Below are 21507 nucleotides of genomic sequence, written 5' to 3' on the forward strand. Positions count from 1 at the left end.
CCATAAAGACAGTCTCTTTTTTATAAACCTAATTTGTCACTAGGATTTGTCGGTTCACTTACCTGATTAATCAAATTGATACTTGTTGGCGTAACCAGAGGAATATGGTCTGAGTCTAACTGCTTTTTTATCTTTTCTAAAGCTTCGCTTTTGACGTGTAGCATATTGGCTCCGGTTGTGATCCAGAATTTAGCCTGAAGAGTGAAAATCCCTTGTTTGAGATTTGTGAAATTAACTTCAGCAGTTTCAAGCTTATCGATGTTTTGTAATTTTTTTATAACCTCCAAAATACCTTGCTGTGCTTTGCTTATATCTTCATCAGCAGGAATTTCAAAATCTAAAATAATTCTTCTTTGCGGTGAAGCCGTAATATTATAGAACGGTGCATTAAAGATGACCTGATTCGGAATGTACGCTTTTTTTCCGTCATCTGTAATCAATTTTGTCGTTAAAAAACCAATGTCCTGTACAGTTCCCGAGTGATTTCCTATTGTGATATAATCTCCCACTTTGAAAGCTTTATCAATCCCGATCAGCATTCCGGAGAATATACTCGATACCAGATCTTTCAGCGCAACACCCGCAATAACACCCGCAACTCCTAAACTCCCTATAAACTTCCATAAGAAACCGCTGAATCCCATGATTTCAAGGGCAATGAATGTTCCCATCAACATGATAATGAATCGGAAAATTCCAATAATGGTAATTACAGATCCTTCGTTCTTGCTTTGAGGGAAAACCTTGTGCATTATTTTTACGGCAAGCTTACTTAGATATTTACTGGTAAGAAGAAAGAGTGAAAAAACCAGAATTCCAACAACAAGTTTTGGAGTGAGTTTTGCAAATGCGATATACCAATTTTGTAAAACTTTATATACTGTATCTACGTAGCTTAAGCCATATTCCATAATAATCTTTTAATTTTTAATATAATTTTTAAGCAAAAATTTTGCCAGTTACAAAAAGTCTATTAAATTTGTAGACTAATAAAACAAAATATTATGTCAATCAAACTAGGAGATACCGCACCCAACTTTCAGGTAGAGTCGTCGTTAGGCAATATTGATTTTTACGAATACTTAGGAGATTCCTGGGGGATTTTGTTTTCGCATCCTGCAGATTTTACTCCGGTTTGTACAACAGAACTAGGTTTTACATCAAAACTACAGTCTGATTTTGAGAAAAAAAACACTAAAGTGATTGCCTTAAGTGTGGATGGAGTAGAAGATCACAAAAAATGGATTGATGATATTAATGAAACGCAAAATACGGAAGTGAAATTTCCGATCATTGCAGATAAAGATAGAAAAGTCTCAGAACAATATGATTTTATTCATCCCAATGCTTCTGCAACTGCAACGGTTCGTTCATTGTTAATTATAGATCCGGATAAGAAGGTGAGATTGATTATTACATATCCCGCTTCTACAGGAAGGAATTTTAATGAAATCAACAGAGTTTTGGATTCTCTTCAGTTGGTAGATTCTCATAAAGTTGCAACCCCTGTAAACTGGAATGACGGTGATGATGTTATTATTCCGCCCTCAATTTCTACAGAAGATGCAAAAAATATTTTTCCTAAAGGTGTCACAGAAATAAAACCATATTTACGATACACACCGCAACCCAATAAATAGGCTTAGATTTTTTATTTATTATATATAGTTTAGTTTTAATTTGAAAAAGCAGCTCGGAAATTTTCCGAGCCGCTTTATTTTATATAAGTTGTAATTGAATTATCTTACATCATTTGCAACTTGCTTAGCTTTTGAACTTGGTAAGTAAATACTGAAACCAACATTGAAACTAATTCTTGATGTTAATCCTTCATTTCCAAATCCAGTTACACCGTTGTATTTTACTAAGCCTTCAACACCAATATTTGGAGTGATGAAATAAGAATAACCAGGACCTACTCCGAAGTCTAGACCTGTAGTAGAGATTCCGTTTTCAACGTTGAATCCACCAACTCCTAAATTTCCTTCTAAGAACCAACGTCCGTGATTCAATAAGTTATCAACTCCTTTTTCACCCGGTGAAATAAAGTAACGACCTAAAGCTCCTACTCCGTAGTCGAATTGTGTAGACTGACCTGCGCCTGGTTTAGAAAACCCTAAAGTTACATAACCCCCAACAGCAACATTGTCTTCAATGAAATATGCAGCTCTTGGCTGAAGTTTGATATCATAACCAGCTCCTGTATTTAGTCCGAAGTTGCTTGAAAGTAAGCTGCTTCCTACCATCCAGTTACCTTTTTGAATTTGAGCATTTGCAGTTGTAGCTAAACCTGCGATAGCTAAAATTCCTGTAAAAATTAATTTTTTCATATTTATTATTTTAATATTAACGTTTATTATTTATAAAAGTTAAAATTCAATTAATGTGCCAATACGTTAATGTTAAAGACTTTTTTTTGATTTTTTTAAGATTTTATTATAAGAGTAAAGCTAAATTTAAAGGTGCCTGAATTGTGATTGCCAAGTTTCGTTGGGAAATAAAGCTGCAGAAATTGTTAAAATTCTTTCAAGCTATTTTCTTTTTTTTATATTACTTGCTATAATTTGAAGCAATAAATTTTCATAGTATAACTTTTTGCTTATTATAAATTACGTTGCAAAAATAAAGTGGAAACTGCATATTGCAATTTCCACTTTAATAAAAGTATTAATAAGATTATTTAAAGCTTATAGGTAAGCGTAAAATAAAAGTTTCTTGGTGTAATAGGGTTTACAGAATAGTTTTCGTGAACATTATAATTCTCAACATCAAACAGGTTTCCAACTTTTGCCTGCATCATGAATTTTTTCCATTCATATCCTGCAGATAGAGCAACTGTTGTGTAGTCTTTCACTTCGAAAACTCTGCTCACTCCATTTCTTACTACTAAGCTGTTTGCTCCGGTTTTCGTATCATTCCAGCCAGCCAATCTATTACCGATATAATATACACTTGCTCCCACTTTAAGTCCGGGAACGATTTTTGTAAATTTATAGAAAACAGACCCATTAGCCGTAGTTGCAGGTGTTCTTACTAATCTTTGATCTTCTACATATCCAAACATTTCGGGGGTATCCAGATAAACAGAATTATTGTAAGAAACTCCTCCAATAATGGATAGGTTTTCGGTAGGATTTCCTGTAATATCAAGTTCAACACCGCGACTTCTCATTTGCCCTGCAAAGTCTTTTGTTAAACCTGTAGGATCTACAGCATTTCCATTGTTATCTAAAGCATTTTGGTAGTAATTTTTGTATAAAATTTGGTACACTGTTAAGTTCACTGCTAATGCGTTATTCCAAAGATTCTTTTTTACACCAACTTCATATTGATCAATATTGGTAGGTGTTAATGCTTCTCCGTTTCTTTCTTTACCTACGTTTGCAACAAATGAATTGGTATACGTTGCAAATACCGAAAGGTTTTCATTTGGTGTATAAACTAAACCAGCTTTTGGAGATATTGCCTGGTCTGAAGATGCTGAGTTATCTACTAATCCTTTCGTTGTGGTAGAATTTGGATTAACGATATTATTTTTTGCTAGTTTAAAGTCAGTTTTTATGGTAGGCATATTTTCAATATACGACCAACGTAAGCCTGCAATTACTTTAAATTCTTTAGTTAAGCTAATAAAATCTTGAGCATAAACACCAATTCTTCTGGTATTGATTCTTGTTTTACTCAATGCTGCAGAGTTTGGCATTGCTCCGGAAGCCCAAGTAGACTGATCATCAAGATAAATAGTTCCAGGCTGCCCATTAATACCTGATGCACCATTTGTACCAAAATAATAACTTGTGCCAAAAGCTTTATTATTATCAGGATTATAATAAGCATAAGAATCAGCGACACCATAATCAGCATCGGTACCGATCAAAACTTTATGATTGATTTTTCCTGTATAGAATTCTCCGTTCAGGTTTATTTGTGCAGACGTATAGTTTTGTTCGTTATACGTTCTGTTCAATGGTCTGTTCCACGAAAGTCGGTTAGGAGTTGCTGTTGCATAAGCCCACTGAACTCTTTCTGTAGAAAAATAATCCTTAGTATAATTCTGATAAGATGCCGTAGAATTTAATGACCAATTTTCACTAAATTTATGATTAAAAGTAACGTTGGTAGAAACCTGCTCTACATTTTGATACTGCCAATCTGTTCCCAAAAATGCACTTCTGTCTAACCCAGTATTCAAAGAATAGCTTTTATCTTTATTTTCAATAGCGCCAATTCCAAAATCCGGAGTGAAATCATTTTTAAGATAATCAGCTTCAACGATTAATTGAGATTTCGGGCTCAGATTAAACAAAAATGAAGGATTGAAATAATACTTTTCAGACTGTACAACGTCTCTGAAACTTTCAGCATATTCGTAAGCACCATTTACTCGGAATGCAATATTCTTTGTAAGCGGACCATAAATATCAACGGTTGGTTTGTAAGAATTCCAGCTACCAGCATTCAAACCAACACTTCCGCCAAAATCAAATCTAGGTTTTTTTGTAATCATATTGATAACGCCACCTGCAGCAGTATTTCCATAAAGCATCGCATTGGCTCCTTTCAAAACCTCAACTCTCTCTAATCCGCTAACTTCAGGGAAAACACCACTGTTAACTCTTGATCCGTTTTTAAATATATTGTCATTACCGAGAGCAAAACCACGACCTCCGAAGCTATCCTGAGAATTTCCTCTTGATGACGTAACATACATTCCGTTTACATTTTGCAAAACATCGCTCAGCTGTTTTGCTTGCTGTTGCTCAATGATATCATGAGTAATGATTGCAATGGGTTGTGGAGTTTCCATTACCGTAAGATTCGATTTTGTAGACATTGGGGTCGCCTTGTTGGGATTTCCTGTCTTGCGAATATTTACATCTTCAATGGTTCCGATTCTGATTGTATCAGCTTCTGCGTTTTTAAGTTGAGCACTTACTGATATAGTGATAATCAGAAAGCCTAAAGAGATAATTTGTTTTTTCATTGGAATATGTAGAGTGGATTTAAATATTGTGCAAATGTATCATTGTTATTTAGAATAGTTAAAAATAAATTTCTGATTTTTGTCATGTTATTTTTAGAGGATTATTCTCCCTTTCTAATGTTGTAATTTTAAATATCTTTGTTAAAAAATAAGTCTATGCAATTGGTAAAAGTAGGTCTTTGTGCATTTGGAATGAGCGGTAAAGTTTTTCATGCTCCGTTTTTAAAAGAGCATCCCGGTTTTTTTATGTCTGCTGTGGTTGAAAGATCGAAGGAAGATTCTAAAAAAAAATATCCGGATGCAGAAATTTACCGTTCGGTAGAAGAGATGTTAGAAAATGCAGATATTGAGGTTGTGGTTGTAAATACGCCGGTTCAGACTCATTTTGAATATGTGAAAATGGCTTTGGATGCAGGGAAAAATGTAATTGTAGAAAAACCGTTTACCGTTACTGTTTCAGAAGCAGAAGAATTGGTGAATCTGGCCGAAAATAAAAATCTCTTTTTAAGCGTTTATCAAAACAGGAGATTCGATCGCGATTATCTTCAGGTGCAAAAGGTTTTGGCGGAAGGAAAATTAGGAAATGTAAGAGAAACCGAAATCCGTTTTGACAGATTCAGAACAGAACCAAGTGGAAAAGAGCATAAAGAAAATCCTGAGCAAAACGGCTCCGGATCAATGCATGATTTGGGTTCGCATCTGGTTGATCAGGCGGTGCAGCTTTTTGGTTTTCCAGATAAGCTTTTTGCAGATGTTTTTTCAATGAAAGGAGAAGATTTCGCTAACGATTATTTTGAAATTTTGTTTTATTATAAAAATGATTTACGTGTGAGATTAAAATCTTCAGTTTTTACCAAAGAAGAACATTTTGCTTATAAAATTCATGGCGATAAAGGAAGTTTTTTACAGGAGCGTACCGATAATCAGGAAAATGAATTGGCGGCAGGAACGATTCCTGCATATGGAAAAGAATGGATGGAACCTCTGAAAGAATCTGACGGAATCCTTACTTATTTAAATGAAAATTCTGAAACAAAAAGAGTTTTGACTTCAAGTGAATTCGGAAATTATATGAATTATTATCAGCAAATCTACGAACATATTGTTTTTGGATATGCTTTGCCATCTCTTGGAAATGAGGTTGTACAAAACATGAAAATCATAGAAGCTGCACTTGAAAGCTCAAAAAAAGGGAAAATAATCGAACTGAAATAAACATACATTTCAAAAACAAAATTATGCAAAAAAGAAGCTCAAGTTTTACAATAATAGGGTTGCTGTTTGTAGGGATTGCCATGACTTTAGTAGAAGATAATATCTACTTGCGATACGGTTTTCTTGTATTGGGAACGGCGTTTCTTTTTTACAGTATTTTTATAATGATCAGGAAAAAGTAATTTAAAATCATAAAAAAAATAGCTATTCAATCACTGAATAGCTATTTTTTTTAATTTTATTTAGTCTTAAAGCTCAAGCCATCTCATTTCGTGGTTTTCCAGCTTTTCGGCAAGGCTTTCCAATTCGGCAGAAAGTTTTGATATTTTTTCGTAATCAGATTCATTATTCAGTTGTTCCAAAATGGCGGCTCTTTTATCTTCAAATTCCGGAATCTCTTTTTCAATGGTTTCCAATTCGCGCTGTTCTTTGAAAGAAAGTTTCTTTTTTGGAGCCTGAGTTTTTGGAGCTTCAGCGACAACCGGTTTTTCAATTACTTTTTCAACGACAGTTTTTGCTTTTTTATCTTCATTTTTTTGGTTTCCGTCTTCAAGTTTTTTATTTTCTCGGTATTCTGAAAAGTTTCCTATGAAATCTTTGATTTTCCCTTCGCCTTCAAACGCTAAAATGTGATCAACAATACGATCCATAAAATATCTGTCGTGGGAAACGATAATCAAACTTCCCTGAAAGTTTAAAAGAAAATTTTCCAAAACCGTTAAAGTCGGAAGGTCAAGATCATTCGTGGGCTCATCAAAAATCAAAAAGTTTGGGTTTTGATAAAGAATATACATCAAATGCAGTCTTCTTTTTTCACCTCCTGAAAGTTTAGAGATCGGTGAATATTGAGTTTGATCGTCAAATAAGAATAATCTTAAAAACTGCGATGCAGTAATCGTTCTTCCGTTGGCCAAAGGAAAGTTTTCCGAAATTTCTTTGATGAAATCAATCACCCTTTCTTCCTCTTTATATTTGAGGCCTTTCTGTGAAAAATATCCGAACTTAATGGTTTCTCCGGTTTCAATTTCTCCGGAATCTTTTGGCTCAAAACCTTGAATGATATTGAGTAAAGTAGATTTTCCGGCTCCGTTTTTTCCTACAATTCCTACCTTTTCGCCTCTTTGAAAAGAATAACTGAAATCTTTCAGCAATAATTTATCACCATAACTTTTAGAAATATCTTTAAGTTCCAGAATCTTGTTACCCAATCTTTTCATTTCAAAATCAAGCTCCAAAGACTCTTTTCGGGTATCTGTTTTAGCTACTTTTTCAGTTTCGTAAAAATCATCTTGTCTGGATTTTGATTTGGTAGTTCTCGCTTTTGGCTGTCTACGCATCCATTCCAGTTCCTTTCTGTAAAGGTTTTGCGCTTTATCGATCGTAGAATTCATATTGTCCTCACGAATCATTTTGTTTTCAAGATAAGTCGCATACGAACCATTGTGGAAATACATATTCTGATCTTCCATTTCCCAGATAATTCCACAAACTGCATCAAGGAAATAACGGTCGTGGGTAACAAGAATTAATGTGATTTTTGCTTTATTCAAATAATTTTCAAGCCATTCTACCATTTCCACATCCAAGTGGTTGGTCGGCTCATCCATAATCAAAAGAGTATGACGGTGCTCGGCTCTTGTTTCTGTTAAAAGTTTTGCCAAAGCAACACGTTTAATCTGTCCACCTGAAAGCATTCCCATTTTCGCTTCAAGATCAGTGATTTTAAGCTGAGAAAGAATTTGTGTCATTTCATTCTCAAGATCCCAGGCTTTGTGGATTTCCATTTCAGCCAAAGCTTTTTCCATAAAATCATGGTCGTCAGACAATAATGATTTGTGATAGTTTTTTAGCGCTCTGATTGGGGCCGAATCTAAAGTCATCATAAATTCTTCAATCGTCAAATCAGAATCAAAATCGATTTCCTGATCAAACAAAACCACCTGAATATCTTTATTAATGACTACCGAACCGCTGTCTGCAATCTCTTTTCCCATTAAGATTTTCAGAAGTGTAGATTTTCCGCTACCATTTTTGGCAACAATGGCAATTTTGTCACCTTCATTTACGTGAAATGATATATTTTTAAACAAAGTTTTGATGCCATATGATTTGGTAAGGTTTTCGACAGAAACGTAATTCATTATATTATGAAGATTTTATTTGAAATTTCAATTGAGCGGCAAAAATACAAAAATTAAACCTTAAAAATATGTTTGCAAAATTACGTTTGGTTCCTAAAAAAAGATATTGGGATTATTTCATTTTAGTCGCAAGATTTTTACTTGCTTTTACTTTTATAAAGTACGGCTACAGTAAACTTGTGGATGGTCAGTTCGGAGTTTCATCCAGTGATTTGCAGGTTCCGTTGAAAGATTTGCCTTTGTTTAAAGTAATGTGGTTTTTATTTGATCATGAACCATTAAAAACTGCGGTAGGCATACTTCAAATTATTACGGGAATCTTACTTCTGTTTGAATCAACAGCGATTTTGGGTGTTGTATTTTTTATTCCTATTGCTGCAAACATTGTTTTAATGGATTTGAGTTTTATGGATGCTGGAATGGGGCAGGCTTTTGCAAGACGCTTTATATTTTATTTTATCTTATGCCTTTTAATTTTATGGAATGATAGAGACCGGATAAAAATCATCTGGAATGCAATGATCAAGAAAATTCCGATGAAAAGAAAATTTCCTATATTTCTTTATCTGCTGTTGCCGTTATTTGCGATCATTTTAGAAATATTACCCGGTATTCCTTATGCTGTTTACTATTATATTACCAATCCGGAAAGAATTTCTGAAAGTTTTAAGATTATTCAAAATCTATTCTGAATTTTTTGTAATTATTTTAATGTAGATTTATGAAACAGATTATATATCAAAACTGAATTTGTTGTCTTTTTAATGTGTTATAACTTTAAGATTTTTAATTCAATTAAAGAACTTCCTGAAGAATGGAACTCCATAATCGGGCAACACAATATTATGTTGTCTGAAGAGTATTTTTGTGTTTTGGAAGAATCAAAACCAACAAATATGAAATATTCTTTTGTTGGTTTCTTTTCTGATGAGGATTTGATTGGCGGAGCGTTATTCCAATATTTAAATTTCATCGAGCATAAAAGCTTTCAGAAAGGGGAGATATTGTGCAGCATACGAAATTTTTTGGCTAAACAGTTGAGTAAAGATGTAATGATCTTGGGAAATAATATGCTGACCGGACAAAACGGTTTTTATTTCAATACATTAAAAATTTCAACCGAAAAAGCGATCACTATATTGAATGAGGCTTCCAAAGGTGTAGCGAATGTATTTGGGAAAACGTCTTTAGTCATTTATAAAGATTATCAGAAATCGTTTTTGAAGAATTTTGATAAAGAAAAATTTAAGTCATTTTATAGGTTTTCAGTTCAGCCTAATATGATTTTAAATATAAAACCGGAGTGGAAAAGCTTTGAGGATTATTCTAATGATTTGTCTAAAAAATACAGAGCAAGACTAAAATCTGCAAAGAAGAAGATTGACGGAATTCAAAAAAGAGAATTGGATATTGAGTCAATTAAAAAGTATCAGAATGAAATGAATATTTTGTATCAAAACGTTGCAGAAAATGCGCCTTTCAATACTTTTTTTCTTACAAAAAATCATTTTGAAAGTATGAAACAAAATCTTCAGGAAAATTTCAAAGTTTTCGGATATTTTTTTAATGAAAAACTGATTGGCTTTTATACTTTAATTCTTAATAATAACGATATTGATACGTATTTTTTAGGCTATGATAAAGAGATTCAAAAAGAAAAAAAGATTTACCTGAATATGCTTTTTGATATGACCGAATTTGGAATTTCAAATCAGTCTAAACGTATTGTTTTCGGTAGAACAGCTCTCGAAATAAAGTCTACGGTTGGTGCAGAACCTGTAGAGATCTTTGGGTTAATTAAACATAACAACAAAGCTATCAATCCTTTTATGGAAAAGATTTTCACATCATTAAATCCAAAAGTAGGCTGGATCCAGAGAAAACCTTTTAAATAAATTAAGAAATCTGTTCACTTTTTATGTGATTATTTATATTATTTTTAACTAATCAGAATTTAAATTTAATAGGATTTTATGAGTGATTTGTAGACGAATTTGAGATTTTTGCTTCAAATTATTATCATGAAAAAAATCAATCTTTTACCATTGCTGTTGACCACCAGTATTTATTATTCACAAACCATTTCCGGAACTGTAATTTCTAAAAATGAAAACCAACCGGTTTCTTATGTAAAAATAGGTGTAGAGAAAGAAAATATTGGCGTCATTACCGATGAAAAAGGGAATTTTATAATTGATCTTTCTAAAGCAAATATTTCCAACAAAATTAAAGTCGAAGTTGCGGGATACGAGCCTTTTAGTGAAACTGTTGCCAATTTTATTAAGCAAGATCAACAGAAAATATATCTGAAAGAAAAAGTGAAAAATATTCAGGAGGTTGTTTTAAAAACTAAAAAATTAGTCGATAAAAATTGGGGAGTGAATACGAAGACTAAAAGTGTGATGTATTCGGTAAATCCCGCATTCAGAAAAGAAGATTTTTTAGGAGAAACTGCATTGGAATTTAAAGCGAGTAAAAAATCAAAAATTAAAAATATCAATCTGAATATTGCAAGTATTACGGCAGATCGACCTGTAATTATGCGGTATACGATCTATAACGAAAAGAATGGTTTGCCGAACGAAAGTATTCTGGATGAAGAAATTACGGTTGAATTAACAAAAGATAAAATTGTTGACGGAACTTTTACTTTGGATGTGAATGACAAAAATATTTGGGTTCAGGGAAAATTTTTTGTGGGAATTCAGTTTTTAAGAGAGTTTGAAGGAAAGCTAAATATCAGTGCTGCGCTTTTCAGAACGGGATATATTAGAAAGTTTTATGATGAATGGAAGAAAATGACTATTGCTGCTCCGGCCATAAATATTGATGTGAAGGTTGATAAAAATGCAAAAGATGAAAATAAACAGGAAGAATTGAGTGATGCAAGTGTTGCTTCTCTTTTTCCGGATGTAAGCATTTATCAGGCTGCATCTGAAGAAAGTGTTTTCGGAAAAAATAGTGAAGTTGGAAAGGTATTTAAGCTGCAAAACGCAGACCTTTATTATGAAGTGTATGGTGAAGGTGAACCGCTTTTTTTACTTCACGGAAATTCGGGAAGTATTAAAGATTTTTACCAGCAAATCCCGGTACTTTCAAAGCAATATAAAGTGATTGTGATGGATACAAGAGCGCAGGGAAAAAGTATCGATAAAACTAAAAATGATTTTAATTATAAGATTTTTGCAGATGATGTAAAAGCTTTGGCTGATAATTTGGGGTTACAAAAAATCAATATTGCAGGATGGAGTGACGGTGGAAATACAGGGTTGGAATTTGCTTTAAAATATCCTCAAAATTTAAATCGATTGGTTACGATAGGCGCAAACGCTTTTCCCGATGGTGTTGATCAGGAATTAATCAATAATTTTAATATTAAATATAAAGTTTTACAGCTGCAAAATAGTCCTGAAAAACTGAATGAAAGAAGACTGTTGAAACTGATGTTGAAAGAACCGAATATCAGCGAGAAACAACTCAACAAAATTCAGAATAAAGTACTGGTCATTGCAGGTGAAAAAGATGTCATTAAACAAAGTCATACCGAGTTTTTAGCGAAACAAATCCTTAACTCAGAACTGAAAATCTATAAAGATGCCACTCACATGATTCCTTTCGAAAATGCAGATCAGCTTAATCAGGATATTTTAGAATTTTTGAAAAAATAATCAGTTTATTGTTTCAGAAACTTTTCATAATACACTTTATCCTTAGTTTGAATTTTTAAATAATAAGTTCCTTTTGCGAAATCTTCTACTTTGATAGATCTTTGAGCAGATTTTAAAATCATTCTTCCCAGATTATCGTAAACCTCCGTTAAAATAATTTGTGCTTCAGTCGCAATATTCAGGATGTTTTTTACGGGATTTGGGAAGATCGCTATTGTATTTTTTTTAACGAGCTCTGAAGTATTTAATGTAGAATTATAAAAACTTCCAAAATTAAGAATTCCATATCCCATTTGATCATTATGAGCCGGAAATAATGAAGCACTCTGTCTTAGGTTAGTTCTCATTACATCCCTGTTCATTGTCGGGAAAGCCTGAATTAAACAGGCAACTCCACCTGCAGCAATAGGCGTTGCAATGGATGTTCCCGAAACTGAAATTGTAGTGTTATTGTTCACTGTTGTTGACGAAGTTCCTCTTGTACTTGCATCCGGTTTTATCATTCCTAAAGAATTGGGACCGTATGATGAAAATGCAGAAGCATTTCCTGCAGAGTCTACCGAACCAATACTAAAAACCTTCACATTGTCTGCCGGAGTTGTGATATAATGCCAAGGAACTTCACCAGAATTTCCCGCTGCAATTAATACAAAAATTCCTTTGTTTACAGCAATTTCACTGGCTCTTCCGATAAAAGATTTTGTACCGTTCATGTCATTGTAAGTGTAGCTGTATTTTGGGTCATCAAAATTATTGTAACCTAAAGAAGTTGTGATAATATCAACGCCTTTTCTGTCTGCTTCTTCCGCGGCTTCAATCCAGTACAACTCTTCTTCAGGAACTTCAACTGTCGAATTTTCGCTGCGATAAAGATAAAAATCGGCATCAGGTGCAGAACCTACAAAAGTATCGGCAATATAACCGCCAATTGCTCCTAAAACTACCGTTCCATGGTTGTTTAGCGAAGGATTGTAGATGTCTGTGCCTTTCGAAACAAAATCGTAGCCGCCTTTTATTTTATTATTCGTCCATAATCTTGAAAATGCAGAACCCGTATTTACGGTAGGGAATCCGGTATCAATAACAGCGATCGTTACTCCTGTTCCGGTAAATCCTGCAAGATGGAGCGGTCTTAAATTGATTTGATCGATTTGTTCAGACCCTGAACCATAATCGAATACAGTTTGGTTTTTCTGAGTTGATTCAAATTCTGACCATTTATTGGTATTTTGGGTTTTTAAAACTAAAGAAGAATTTTTAGCAAAACTTTCCACCGACTGTACAAAAGGCTGTGTTTTAATTAAGTTTACCTGCGCTTGATTCGCATTTATGGCAACACCATTCAGCCATTTTGAATAATCAGTGATGGTGAATCCCAAATTTTGTAAGTTTTGAATATAAGATTGCTCAATGGGAGCATCTTGATCATTGAGCACAATCCCCAAAGCGGTACGCCTGTCAAGCGACTTTTGGCTAAGCTCGGTAAGAGGATTAGCATAAAACGCCGCTTTGTTGGGTTTGCCGGTAAAATAAACAAAAACAAGTTCGGTTTGAGCGGAAACCGTGAAGTAACCTGCTAAAAAACAAAACAGTAAAAGTTTTTTCATCTAATAATTTTTGATAAAGATAAAACAAAATCAATAAAATTTTTGATAGCACTTTAAAATCCTTATTTTTACGAAAATATTCGTTTGAGAAATTGCTTTATTGATGAAAAAAAGATTAAAACACAAAAGCAATTAAACAAAACTTAAAAAATAAAATTTACATATGAAAAAGATACAGATGGTTGACTTGCAAAGTCAGTATTACAAAATTAAAAATGATGTAGACAATGCGGTTTTAAATGTAATGGATTCTGCTGCTTTTATTAACGGACCTGAAGTGAAATCTTTCCAAAATGAAATGGAAACTTACCTGGATGTAAAACACGTAATTCCTTGTGCTAACGGAACTGATGCTTTGCAAATTGCTTTAATGGGACTAGATTTACAGGAAGGGGACGAAGTAATCACCGCTGATTTTACTTTTGCAGCCACGGTTGAAGTTATTCATTTATTAAAACTAAAATCTGTCTTGGTAGATGTAGATTACGATACTTTTACTATTTCTACAGAAGCGATAAAAAAGGCAATTACTCCTAAAACAAAAGCAATTATTCCGGTTCATATTTTCGGACAATGTGCCAATATGGAAGAGATTTTAAAAATTGCTGAAGAACATAATTTATTTGTAATCGAAGACAACGCACAGGCAATCGGTTCTCAATATACTTTTTCAGACGGAAGCGTACGACATGCAGGAACGATGTCTACAGTTGGAACGACTTCGTTTTTTCCATCTAAAAACTTAGGTTGCTACGGTGATGGTGGGGCAATTTTCACCAATAATGATGAGCTGGCTCACCGTTTAAGAGGAATTGTAAACCACGGAATGTACGAAAGATATTACCATGACGAAGTAGGAGTAAACTCAAGACTAGACAGTATTCAGGCTGCAATTTTAAGAAAAAAACTTCCGAATCTTGATTCTTATAACGATGCAAGAAGAAAAGCAGCTGATTATTATGATGAAGCTTTTGCGGGGCATGCAAATATTCTGACTCCGAAAAGAGCAGAAAACTCAACTCACGTATTTCATCAATATACTTTAAGAATTGTAAACGGGAAACGTAATGAATTACAGAAATTCCTTACTGAAAAAGAAATTCCGGCGATGATCTATTATCCTGTGGCTTTAAGAAAACAAAAAGCGTATTATCAGGAAAGTAATGATGCAGATTTTGTGAATACAGATAAGCTTTTGGATCAGGTAATTTCTCTTCCGATGCATACCGAATTGGATGAAGAACAGTTGAAGTATATTACTGATGCTGTGTTGGAGTTTATGGGATAATGAAAAAAAGAAATCTGTTTTCTAATGATTTTGTAGATATAGTCAGCAAAATGTTGACACTTTTCATGGTTTTTATTTATATAATAATACTTTTTAATATCAGCATAAGTACGAAACCAGTGAGATTTATATTTATTGTTTTTTTATTAACTATATCAGTTTTACAATTTTATTTTTTTATAATAAAAAATAGAAAAGGTATTATATTAACAAATGTACATCTCTGCATAATGTTAGGGTTTGTAGCTTATGGTTTAATTAAAGACTTGATTATTAATAGATTTTACACAAGCGATACTAACGGATTAATTTTTTTTATTTTTATTATTTCGCTGTCGATATTTATTGTAAATAAATATAAAACTTCAACAATTGAATACAGTGATTTAGATGAATTAGGAAAAAAACAAGATTAAAAAAACATAAATAAACAATGGCAATACTAGTCACAGGCGGACTTGGATACATCGGTTCTCACACCGTTGTAGAATTAATCAATAATAACTTTGAAGTAATCATTGTTGATGATTTATCTAATTCAGAAAAATTTATTTTACATAATATTGAGGAAATTACAGGTAAACGACCTATATTTTATCCTTTTGATCTGAAAAGAAAAGAACTTCTTAATCAGGTTTTTGATGCACATGAGATTGAGGGTTGCATTAATTTTGCAGCTTTTAAAGCAGTTGGCGAAAGTCAGGAAAAACCAATTGATTATTATGAAAATAATCTCTTTTCGCTAATCAATATTCTTCAGGAATTTAAAGCCAGAAAAATTTCAAATTTTATTTTCAGTTCATCTTGTACGGTTTACGGACAAGCTGATGAAATGCCAATTAATGAAGAGACCCCGCTAAAAATGCCGGAAAGTGTGTACGGGAAAACCAAGCAGATGGGAGAAGAGATCTTAAAAGATTTTGCCAAAGCTTATCATAGCAAAATCTGCCTTTTGAGATATTTTAACCCTATTGGAGCACATCCGTCAGCTTTATTGGGAGAATTACCGATCGGAGTTCCGAATAATTTGGTACCTTATTTGATGCAGACAGCTGCAGGAATCCGTGAGAAACTAAATATCTGGGGTAATGACTATCCTACGGAAGACGGAACTGCAATTCGTGACTATATTTATGTTGTAGACCTGGCGAAAGCTCACGTTGCTGCATTGAAAAGTTTAATGAATAAAAATTCTGAAGAAACCGTAATTGATATTTATAATCTGGGCACAGGAAGAGGTTCATCAGTTTTGGAAGTAGTACAGGCATTTGAATCTGCAAATGAAGTTGCTGTACCTTATCAGATTTGCGATAGGAGAGAAGGTGATATCATTGTTGCTTATGCTAATGCTGATAAAGCGGAAAAAGAGCTTAATTGGAAATCTGAAACTTCATTGGAAGAAGCTTTGAAAACGGTATGGGAATGGCAGAAATATTTGGTGTCGCGAAAAAATTAAAATTACAAATAACAGTATAAATAATATGAAAACGGAAAGAATAGGCATTACATTTTCCTCATTTGATTTACTGCATGCAGGTCATATCAAAATGTTGGAAGAAGCCAAAACGGTTTGTGATTACCTGATTGTTGGCTTACAGATTGATCCGTCACATGATCGTCCTACAAAGAATAAACCCACTCAAACGATTGTTGAGCGATATATCCAGCTCAAAGCTGTAAATGCAGTGGATGAAATTATTCCTTATTATACAGAACAAGATTTAGAAGATATTTTAAAGTCTTTTGTGATTGATGTACGAATTATCGGAGATGATTATTTCGATCGTGACTTCACAGGTAAAAAATATTGTGAGGAAAAAGGTATTGAGATTTTTTATAATAAAAGAGATCACCGTTTTTCTTCCAGCGATTTAAGGAAAAGAATATATGAAGCTGAAATGCAAAAATTGAAATAAAAAAAGTCCCGAAAAATTAATTTCGGGACTTTTTTATGATTGATTGTCAATGATATTACATTGGCCCGCCTTGTTGGTCGTCGCCTGTAGCATTTGAATTTACGTCTTTCTTTCTCTTCGGCTGCTCAATCTTTTCACCTTGCTTGAATCTATAAGTTAAAGATACCGCAAATTGTCTTGGCTGCCATTGCATGTAAGATTCTCGAGTAAAGTTCTCACCATAAGTAGTAGATCTCATTGCTCTTGTATTGAAAATATCTTGTACATTAAATGACAATGTTCCGTTACCATTCCAAATTGTTTTTGATGCTCCTAAATTTAAAGCATACATATCTTTTCTATCCTGATAAGCAGTTTTTTGTCCTCCTCTGTAGAAACCTTGCAACTGGAAACTAAATGTTTTGTCAATTTTAAATGTGGAAGTCAATCTTGCTCTTGTAGAAAAACCACTACCGTTAAAATCTGCTGTTGCTATGATCGGGTTTCCATCATTATCCAATGTGTTATAAAGTACACTACCTTTTGTTTTGTACCCGAATAAATCAACATTACCTAAAAATTTTAACCAACTTGTTGCATCCCAGTTAAAATTTAAATCTAAACCGAAACGGTCATCAGATCCCAAATTGATAGGTTTTGTATGGAAAACAATTCGGTCTTCTTGCTGGCCAAGGCTATTTGTAAACGTTTCTTTCTCATTATAAACCAACATTTTTGTATCATCTGTTTGATGTCTATAATAGATAGTTGGATTTATTGTAAATTTCTTTTTAGAAATACTATAACCAAATTCATATGAATCAACGTAAGAAGGATTCAAATCGATATTCCCATCAAATATATTTTGGTTGTCATTATAGTTAGGGTTAGGTATCAAAAAGAAAGATCTTGGTCTGTCTATTCTTCTAGTGTAATTTAGTAAAAACTGACTGTCTTTTGCTAATTCATAACTCAAATAAACACTTGGAAAAAGATTATTGTAACTTTTTCTGCTTCTGATATCCTCATCTTCAGGGTTTAGATTTGCATAATCAATGTCTATATTTGAGTATTCATTTCTTACTCCTACCTGATAACCTAATTTTCCAATTTTACTTTTAAATTGTAAATATCCCGCATTAAACATTTCTTTATATCTGGCTTCATAAGTATATGTTCCTAAGAAATTCAATAAAGGAACATTCACAGTACTTTCTCTTACATCATTATCATAATCATTTTGATTAATATCAATTCTGTACCCTGCTTCAATTCTAGAATTCTCTCCAATAGGAAGTTCATAATCCGCTTTACCGATTAATGTTTTATTTTTGGTAGTTTGATTGATGATATTCTGCAGTTCAAAGTTACCATTATTGGTCTCATCAATGTTGGTATCGTTGTAGGATCTGTTGCTCTGTAAACTCAATGATAAAGCAATATTCTGACCTTTATCGTCAAATTTATGGTCTAGTCCTATGTCACCTTGAAATGCGAGGTTATTATTAACACTGTTGGTTAATCTATTTCTAAAAGTATCAGGAGCGCTAAAAAGTTGGTTATTATAAGTAACGTTACCAGAATTTTCGCTATCAAATGTTCTTACAGTTCCCGATAAGTTAAAAGAAGTTTTATCAGAAAAATCATAAACAATTCCTCCCGAAGCATTATAATTTTTATTTTGGCTCTCACTAATGTTCTCTTGGTTGCTTTGAACAGTACTTCCGATCTTAGTTACATTAGTAAAATAATTATCAGTTCTATTCGTATTTTTAGATTCACGGTAACCACCGCCACCATTCAAAAACCAGGTAAGATTACCTTTTCTCCAGCTCAGATTTGTGTTTAAGTTGGTTTGAGGTAAATATCCTAAAGTTCCGGTAACACTACCGTTGAAACCTGTCTTTTTATTCTTCTTTAAAATAATATTTAAAATACCTGCAGTTCCGCTTGCTTCAAATTTTGAAGAAGGGTTGGTAATCACTTCGATTCTTTCAATTTGATCGGCAGGAATACTTTGTAATGCATTGGCTCCGTCATCAATTCCAAGAAGAGCAGAAGGTTTTCCGTTAATTAAAAAACGAACGTTTGAGCTTCCTCTCATCGAAACTGTTCCGTCTGTATCTACAGAAACCGATGGTACATTTGATAAAACATCCTGAAGGTTACCACCTTTACTCACAATATCCTGAGACGGGTCATACGTTCTTTTATCCAGCTCAACTTTATATGGTTTTGCCGTTGCTGTAATCACAACGCCCTGAATATCCTGCGTTTTTAGATTGGTATTTGTTGCCTCAGGCTCTATAGAAAGTGCACCAATACTTCCAGCGGTTGTAATCTGCTTATTGATAACGCTTTTTTTGTAATCGATTGCTTCGACGATAACATCGTAATTACCGGGCGTAAGATCTAGTTTGTAGTTTCCTTTTTCGTCGGTAAGCGTCGCATCGCTCAACAGTTTAGTCGCTTTATTGCTAAAAGTTACAGAAGCATAAGCAACAGGTTGGTTGCTTTTATCAACTATAGTACCCGAAACTCCTACTTTGTCCTGAGCAAAAGCAAAAGCTGCTGCAGATAATACAAAAGTAAGTCCTAGGGTTTTCTTTGTGAAAATACTGATTATTTCCGTCTGATTCATAAGGTATTCTTTAGATAAAATTGTAATCAAAAAGGCTTTAATTTTATTAATTCATTAAACCTTTTAAAATTAGAATTTCACGATTCGTTTATTATTTTTAATAGATAGGTCGTCTTTAAGAGCTAAATGTTAATTATTAATTTGTTAAAATAAAGTTAAATATATTTATTATTTGATATTTTTTGAATTTAACCAATCCTGATACGCTTTTGCATTGATGACGTGTTGCTCTGCGCTTGCCGTAAATTTGTGGAATCCAAATCTTTCCGGATCTGCACACATGAAAATATAATCGTGCTTTTCAGGGCTTAAAACTGCATCCACAGAATTTTTATCTACCACACAAATAGGTCCCGGAGGAATTCCTGCATTAGCGTATGTGTTATAAGGTGATGGAGTGGAAAGGTGTTTATAAAAAACTCTTTTGATAGATTCTTTAAAGTTGGTCTGTTTGTTTATTGCGTAAATAACGGTTGGGTCAGATTGCAGTTTCATTCCTTTTTTATATCTGTTTAAATATAAGCCGGCAATAGTTTTCATTTCATCGGGTTTTCCTCCCGATTCTTTGTAAACAATAGATGCCAAAGCATAAATTTGATCTCTTGTTAAACCAGATTGTTGTTCTTTTGCCTTTCTTTCAGAAGTCCAGAACTCATTGTATTGATCTTCAAATTTTTTGAAAAATTCTTTTGGAGTTACCGTCCAGAAAAAATTATAAGTATCGATGAAGAAATATTTTTTTAAATCTTCAGCATTTTTGTATCCTTTTTCAGAAGCTATTTTATCGAGATCGTTGACGAATTTTAATGAATCAAGCTCAGTTTTTTTACTCACTTTTCCTACCATCTGATAAATATCTCCGAAATCACCAATTCTGAACGAGTTCTCAGTTTGATTTCCTGCTTTTATCATATTCACCAAACTCGTATTGTTGGCACCTTTAGCAAAATGATAACGACCCGGTTTGAAGTATTCATCCATGTTTTTATCCTTTGCCACGTCGAAAAATGATTCTTTATTATCAACATACGGACGGATAGAATCTAAAACCTGATTAAAATTTGCCCCATGCGGAATTAAAACATATCCCTCTTTTGAGACGTTGCTTCCGTAATACTTACTGTAGAATTTTAAACCAAAAAATCCTGCTACCGCAAGAATAAGGAGTACAATAATGAGAATAGCTTTTTTCATTATAATTAATAGATTAAAAGTTTTAATGTTTTTCTAAAGAAGATCTACTTTTCCTGTAAACACTTGCTTAGCGGGACCTTCAAGCCAAATCTTACGGAACGTTTCTCCATCTTTTTCAGCATAAACTTTCAGGTCGCCGCCCAACGTTTTAACTTTTATGGAGGTTAGATTGTTTTTTTTCAAAAAAGTTAAAGCAGAAGCTGTAACTCCTGTTCCACAACTGTAAGTTTCGTCTTCAACGCCTCGTTCATAGGTTCTTACGAAAATTTCATCATCAGAAATATTTTCAACAAAATTGACATTGATGCCTTTTTCTTTATAATTTTCAGAATTTCTGATGCTGTTTCCCTCTGCGAAAACGTTGAAATTGGCAATATCTTCAACATATTTAATGTAGTGAGGCGAGCCTGTATCTAAAACAGAATCTTCGCCGTCATTGGTAATCGTTGTAACATCACCCATTTTCAGTTTTACAATATTTCCGTTAATTTCAGCTTCATGAAGTCCGTCAATCGCCATAAAAACAGTTTTATTATTTTTAAAAATCGAAAGGAAGTGAGCAAAAGCCACCGAACAACGGGCACCGTTGCCGCAGAAGCTTTTGGAACCGTCAGAATTATAGTAATCAACTTCAAAATCTACATTTTCGGCTGAGTTTATTTTAATCAATCCGTCTGCGCCAATTCCGAAGCGGCGATCGCACAATTTTTGGATATTCGCAATTGAAAGGCTATCCCACTCTCCGGAGCGGTTGTCTACCATTACAAAGTCGTTTCCAGTTCCCTGATATTTATAAAATTCCATACTTCTGTTCTCTCTAATTAGCCTGCAAAATTAATGTAATTAAAACGAAAAAACGAACAGCGATTGCTGT

At 33.4% G+C, this 21507-nt stretch carries 17 protein-coding genes; 9 read left to right on the forward strand and 8 right to left on the reverse strand.

What is annotated here, in order from left to right; translation table 11 throughout:
• Positions 1-20 precede the first annotated feature (20 nt).
• A complete protein-coding gene (locus EG358_RS10525; protein WP_076558983.1) occupies positions 21-911 on the reverse strand; it encodes a mechanosensitive ion channel family protein in 891 nt (296 codons plus the stop codon).
• A 93-nt stretch (positions 912-1004) separates the two neighbouring features.
• On the opposite strand from EG358_RS10525, the gene EG358_RS10530 reads away from it, so the two are divergent.
• The gene (locus EG358_RS10530) at positions 1005-1640 is read left to right on the forward strand and encodes a peroxiredoxin (RefSeq protein ID WP_076558981.1); all 636 of its coding nucleotides are present in this window, start codon (positions 1005-1007) and stop codon (positions 1638-1640) included.
• 99 nt (positions 1641-1739) lie between these two features.
• On the opposite strand, the gene EG358_RS10535 is transcribed toward EG358_RS10530, so the two are convergent.
• Positions 1740-2330 carry a hypothetical protein gene (locus EG358_RS10535; protein ID WP_076558979.1) on the reverse strand — a complete coding sequence of 197 codons (591 nt, stop codon included), beginning with the start codon at positions 2328-2330 and terminating at the stop codon, positions 1740-1742.
• Positions 2331-2680: 350 nt separating this feature from the next.
• On the reverse strand, positions 2681-4984 hold the full coding sequence (locus EG358_RS10540; protein ID WP_076558977.1) for a TonB-dependent siderophore receptor: 2304 nt from the start codon (positions 4982-4984) through the stop codon (positions 2681-2683).
• 156 nt (positions 4985-5140) lie between these two features.
• Here EG358_RS10540 and EG358_RS10545 point away from each other — a divergent pair, with 156 nt between their 5' ends.
• Together EG358_RS10545 and EG358_RS19660 are read left to right on the forward strand one after the other, a co-directional pair.
• Positions 5141-6199, forward strand: coding sequence for a Gfo/Idh/MocA family oxidoreductase (locus EG358_RS10545; RefSeq protein WP_076558975.1), 1059 nt, complete (start codon positions 5141-5143; stop codon positions 6197-6199).
• Positions 6200-6222: 23 nt separating this feature from the next.
• On the forward strand, positions 6223-6381 hold the full coding sequence (locus EG358_RS19660) for a hypothetical protein (protein ID WP_159436360.1): 159 nt from the start codon (positions 6223-6225) through the stop codon (positions 6379-6381).
• Between the two features lie 66 nt (positions 6382-6447).
• On the opposite strand, the gene EG358_RS10550 is transcribed toward EG358_RS19660, so the two are convergent.
• A complete protein-coding gene (locus EG358_RS10550) occupies positions 6448-8340 on the reverse strand; it encodes an ABC-F family ATP-binding cassette domain-containing protein (RefSeq protein WP_115596423.1) in 1893 nt (630 codons plus the stop codon).
• A gap of 68 nt (positions 8341-8408) precedes the next feature.
• On the opposite strand from EG358_RS10550, the gene EG358_RS10555 reads away from it, so the two are divergent.
• The 3 genes from EG358_RS10555 to EG358_RS10565 all read left to right on the forward strand — a co-directional run bounded on the left by EG358_RS10555 (position 8409) and on the right by EG358_RS10565 (position 12008).
• Entirely contained in the window at positions 8409-9032 is a 624-nt protein-coding gene (locus tag EG358_RS10555; RefSeq protein ID WP_076558971.1) for a hypothetical protein, read from the forward strand.
• Between the two features lie 72 nt (positions 9033-9104).
• On the forward strand, positions 9105-10235 hold the full coding sequence (locus EG358_RS10560) for a peptidogalycan biosysnthesis protein (protein WP_076558969.1): 1131 nt from the start codon (positions 9105-9107) through the stop codon (positions 10233-10235).
• A gap of 126 nt (positions 10236-10361) precedes the next feature.
• The gene (locus tag EG358_RS10565) at positions 10362-12008 is read left to right on the forward strand and encodes an alpha/beta fold hydrolase (protein ID WP_083677000.1); all 1647 of its coding nucleotides are present in this window, start codon (positions 10362-10364) and stop codon (positions 12006-12008) included.
• A 5-nt stretch (positions 12009-12013) separates the two neighbouring features.
• On the opposite strand, the gene EG358_RS10570 is transcribed toward EG358_RS10565, so the two are convergent.
• Positions 12014-13615, reverse strand: a complete 1602-nt coding sequence (locus EG358_RS10570; protein WP_076558967.1) for a S8 family serine peptidase — start codon at positions 13613-13615, stop codon at positions 12014-12016.
• A 163-nt stretch (positions 13616-13778) separates the two neighbouring features.
• On the opposite strand from EG358_RS10570, the gene EG358_RS10575 reads away from it, so the two are divergent.
• From EG358_RS10575 to EG358_RS10585, 3 genes are all read left to right on the forward strand, one after another.
• Complete coding sequence (locus EG358_RS10575) at positions 13779-14903, forward strand: DegT/DnrJ/EryC1/StrS family aminotransferase (RefSeq protein WP_076558965.1); 1125 nt, start codon at positions 13779-13781, stop codon at positions 14901-14903.
• A gap of 433 nt (positions 14904-15336) precedes the next feature.
• Positions 15337-16359, forward strand: a complete 1023-nt coding sequence (galE, locus tag EG358_RS10580; RefSeq protein WP_076558961.1) for a UDP-glucose 4-epimerase GalE — start codon at positions 15337-15339, stop codon at positions 16357-16359.
• Between the two features lie 25 nt (positions 16360-16384).
• On the forward strand, positions 16385-16819 hold the full coding sequence (locus EG358_RS10585; RefSeq protein WP_076558959.1) for an adenylyltransferase/cytidyltransferase family protein: 435 nt from the start codon (positions 16385-16387) through the stop codon (positions 16817-16819).
• A gap of 55 nt (positions 16820-16874) precedes the next feature.
• Here the strand turns inward: EG358_RS10585 and EG358_RS10590 are convergent, their stop codons facing one another.
• The 3 genes from EG358_RS10590 to dapF form a co-directional block, all read right to left on the reverse strand.
• The gene (locus tag EG358_RS10590; protein WP_076558957.1) at positions 16875-19439 is read right to left on the reverse strand and encodes a TonB-dependent receptor domain-containing protein; all 2565 of its coding nucleotides are present in this window, start codon (positions 19437-19439) and stop codon (positions 16875-16877) included.
• A gap of 168 nt (positions 19440-19607) precedes the next feature.
• Positions 19608-20633, reverse strand: coding sequence for an endolytic transglycosylase MltG (gene mltG, locus EG358_RS10595; RefSeq protein WP_076558955.1), 1026 nt, complete (start codon positions 20631-20633; stop codon positions 19608-19610).
• 33 nt (positions 20634-20666) lie between these two features.
• Entirely contained in the window at positions 20667-21437 is a 771-nt protein-coding gene (gene dapF, locus EG358_RS10600; RefSeq protein WP_076558953.1) for a diaminopimelate epimerase, read from the reverse strand.
• Between the last annotated feature and the right edge of the window lie 70 nt (positions 21438-21507).

Origin of the sequence: Chryseobacterium indoltheticum (genome assembly GCF_003815915.1) — a bacterium.
Taxonomy (GTDB): domain Bacteria; phylum Bacteroidota; class Bacteroidia; order Flavobacteriales; family Weeksellaceae; genus Chryseobacterium; species Chryseobacterium indoltheticum.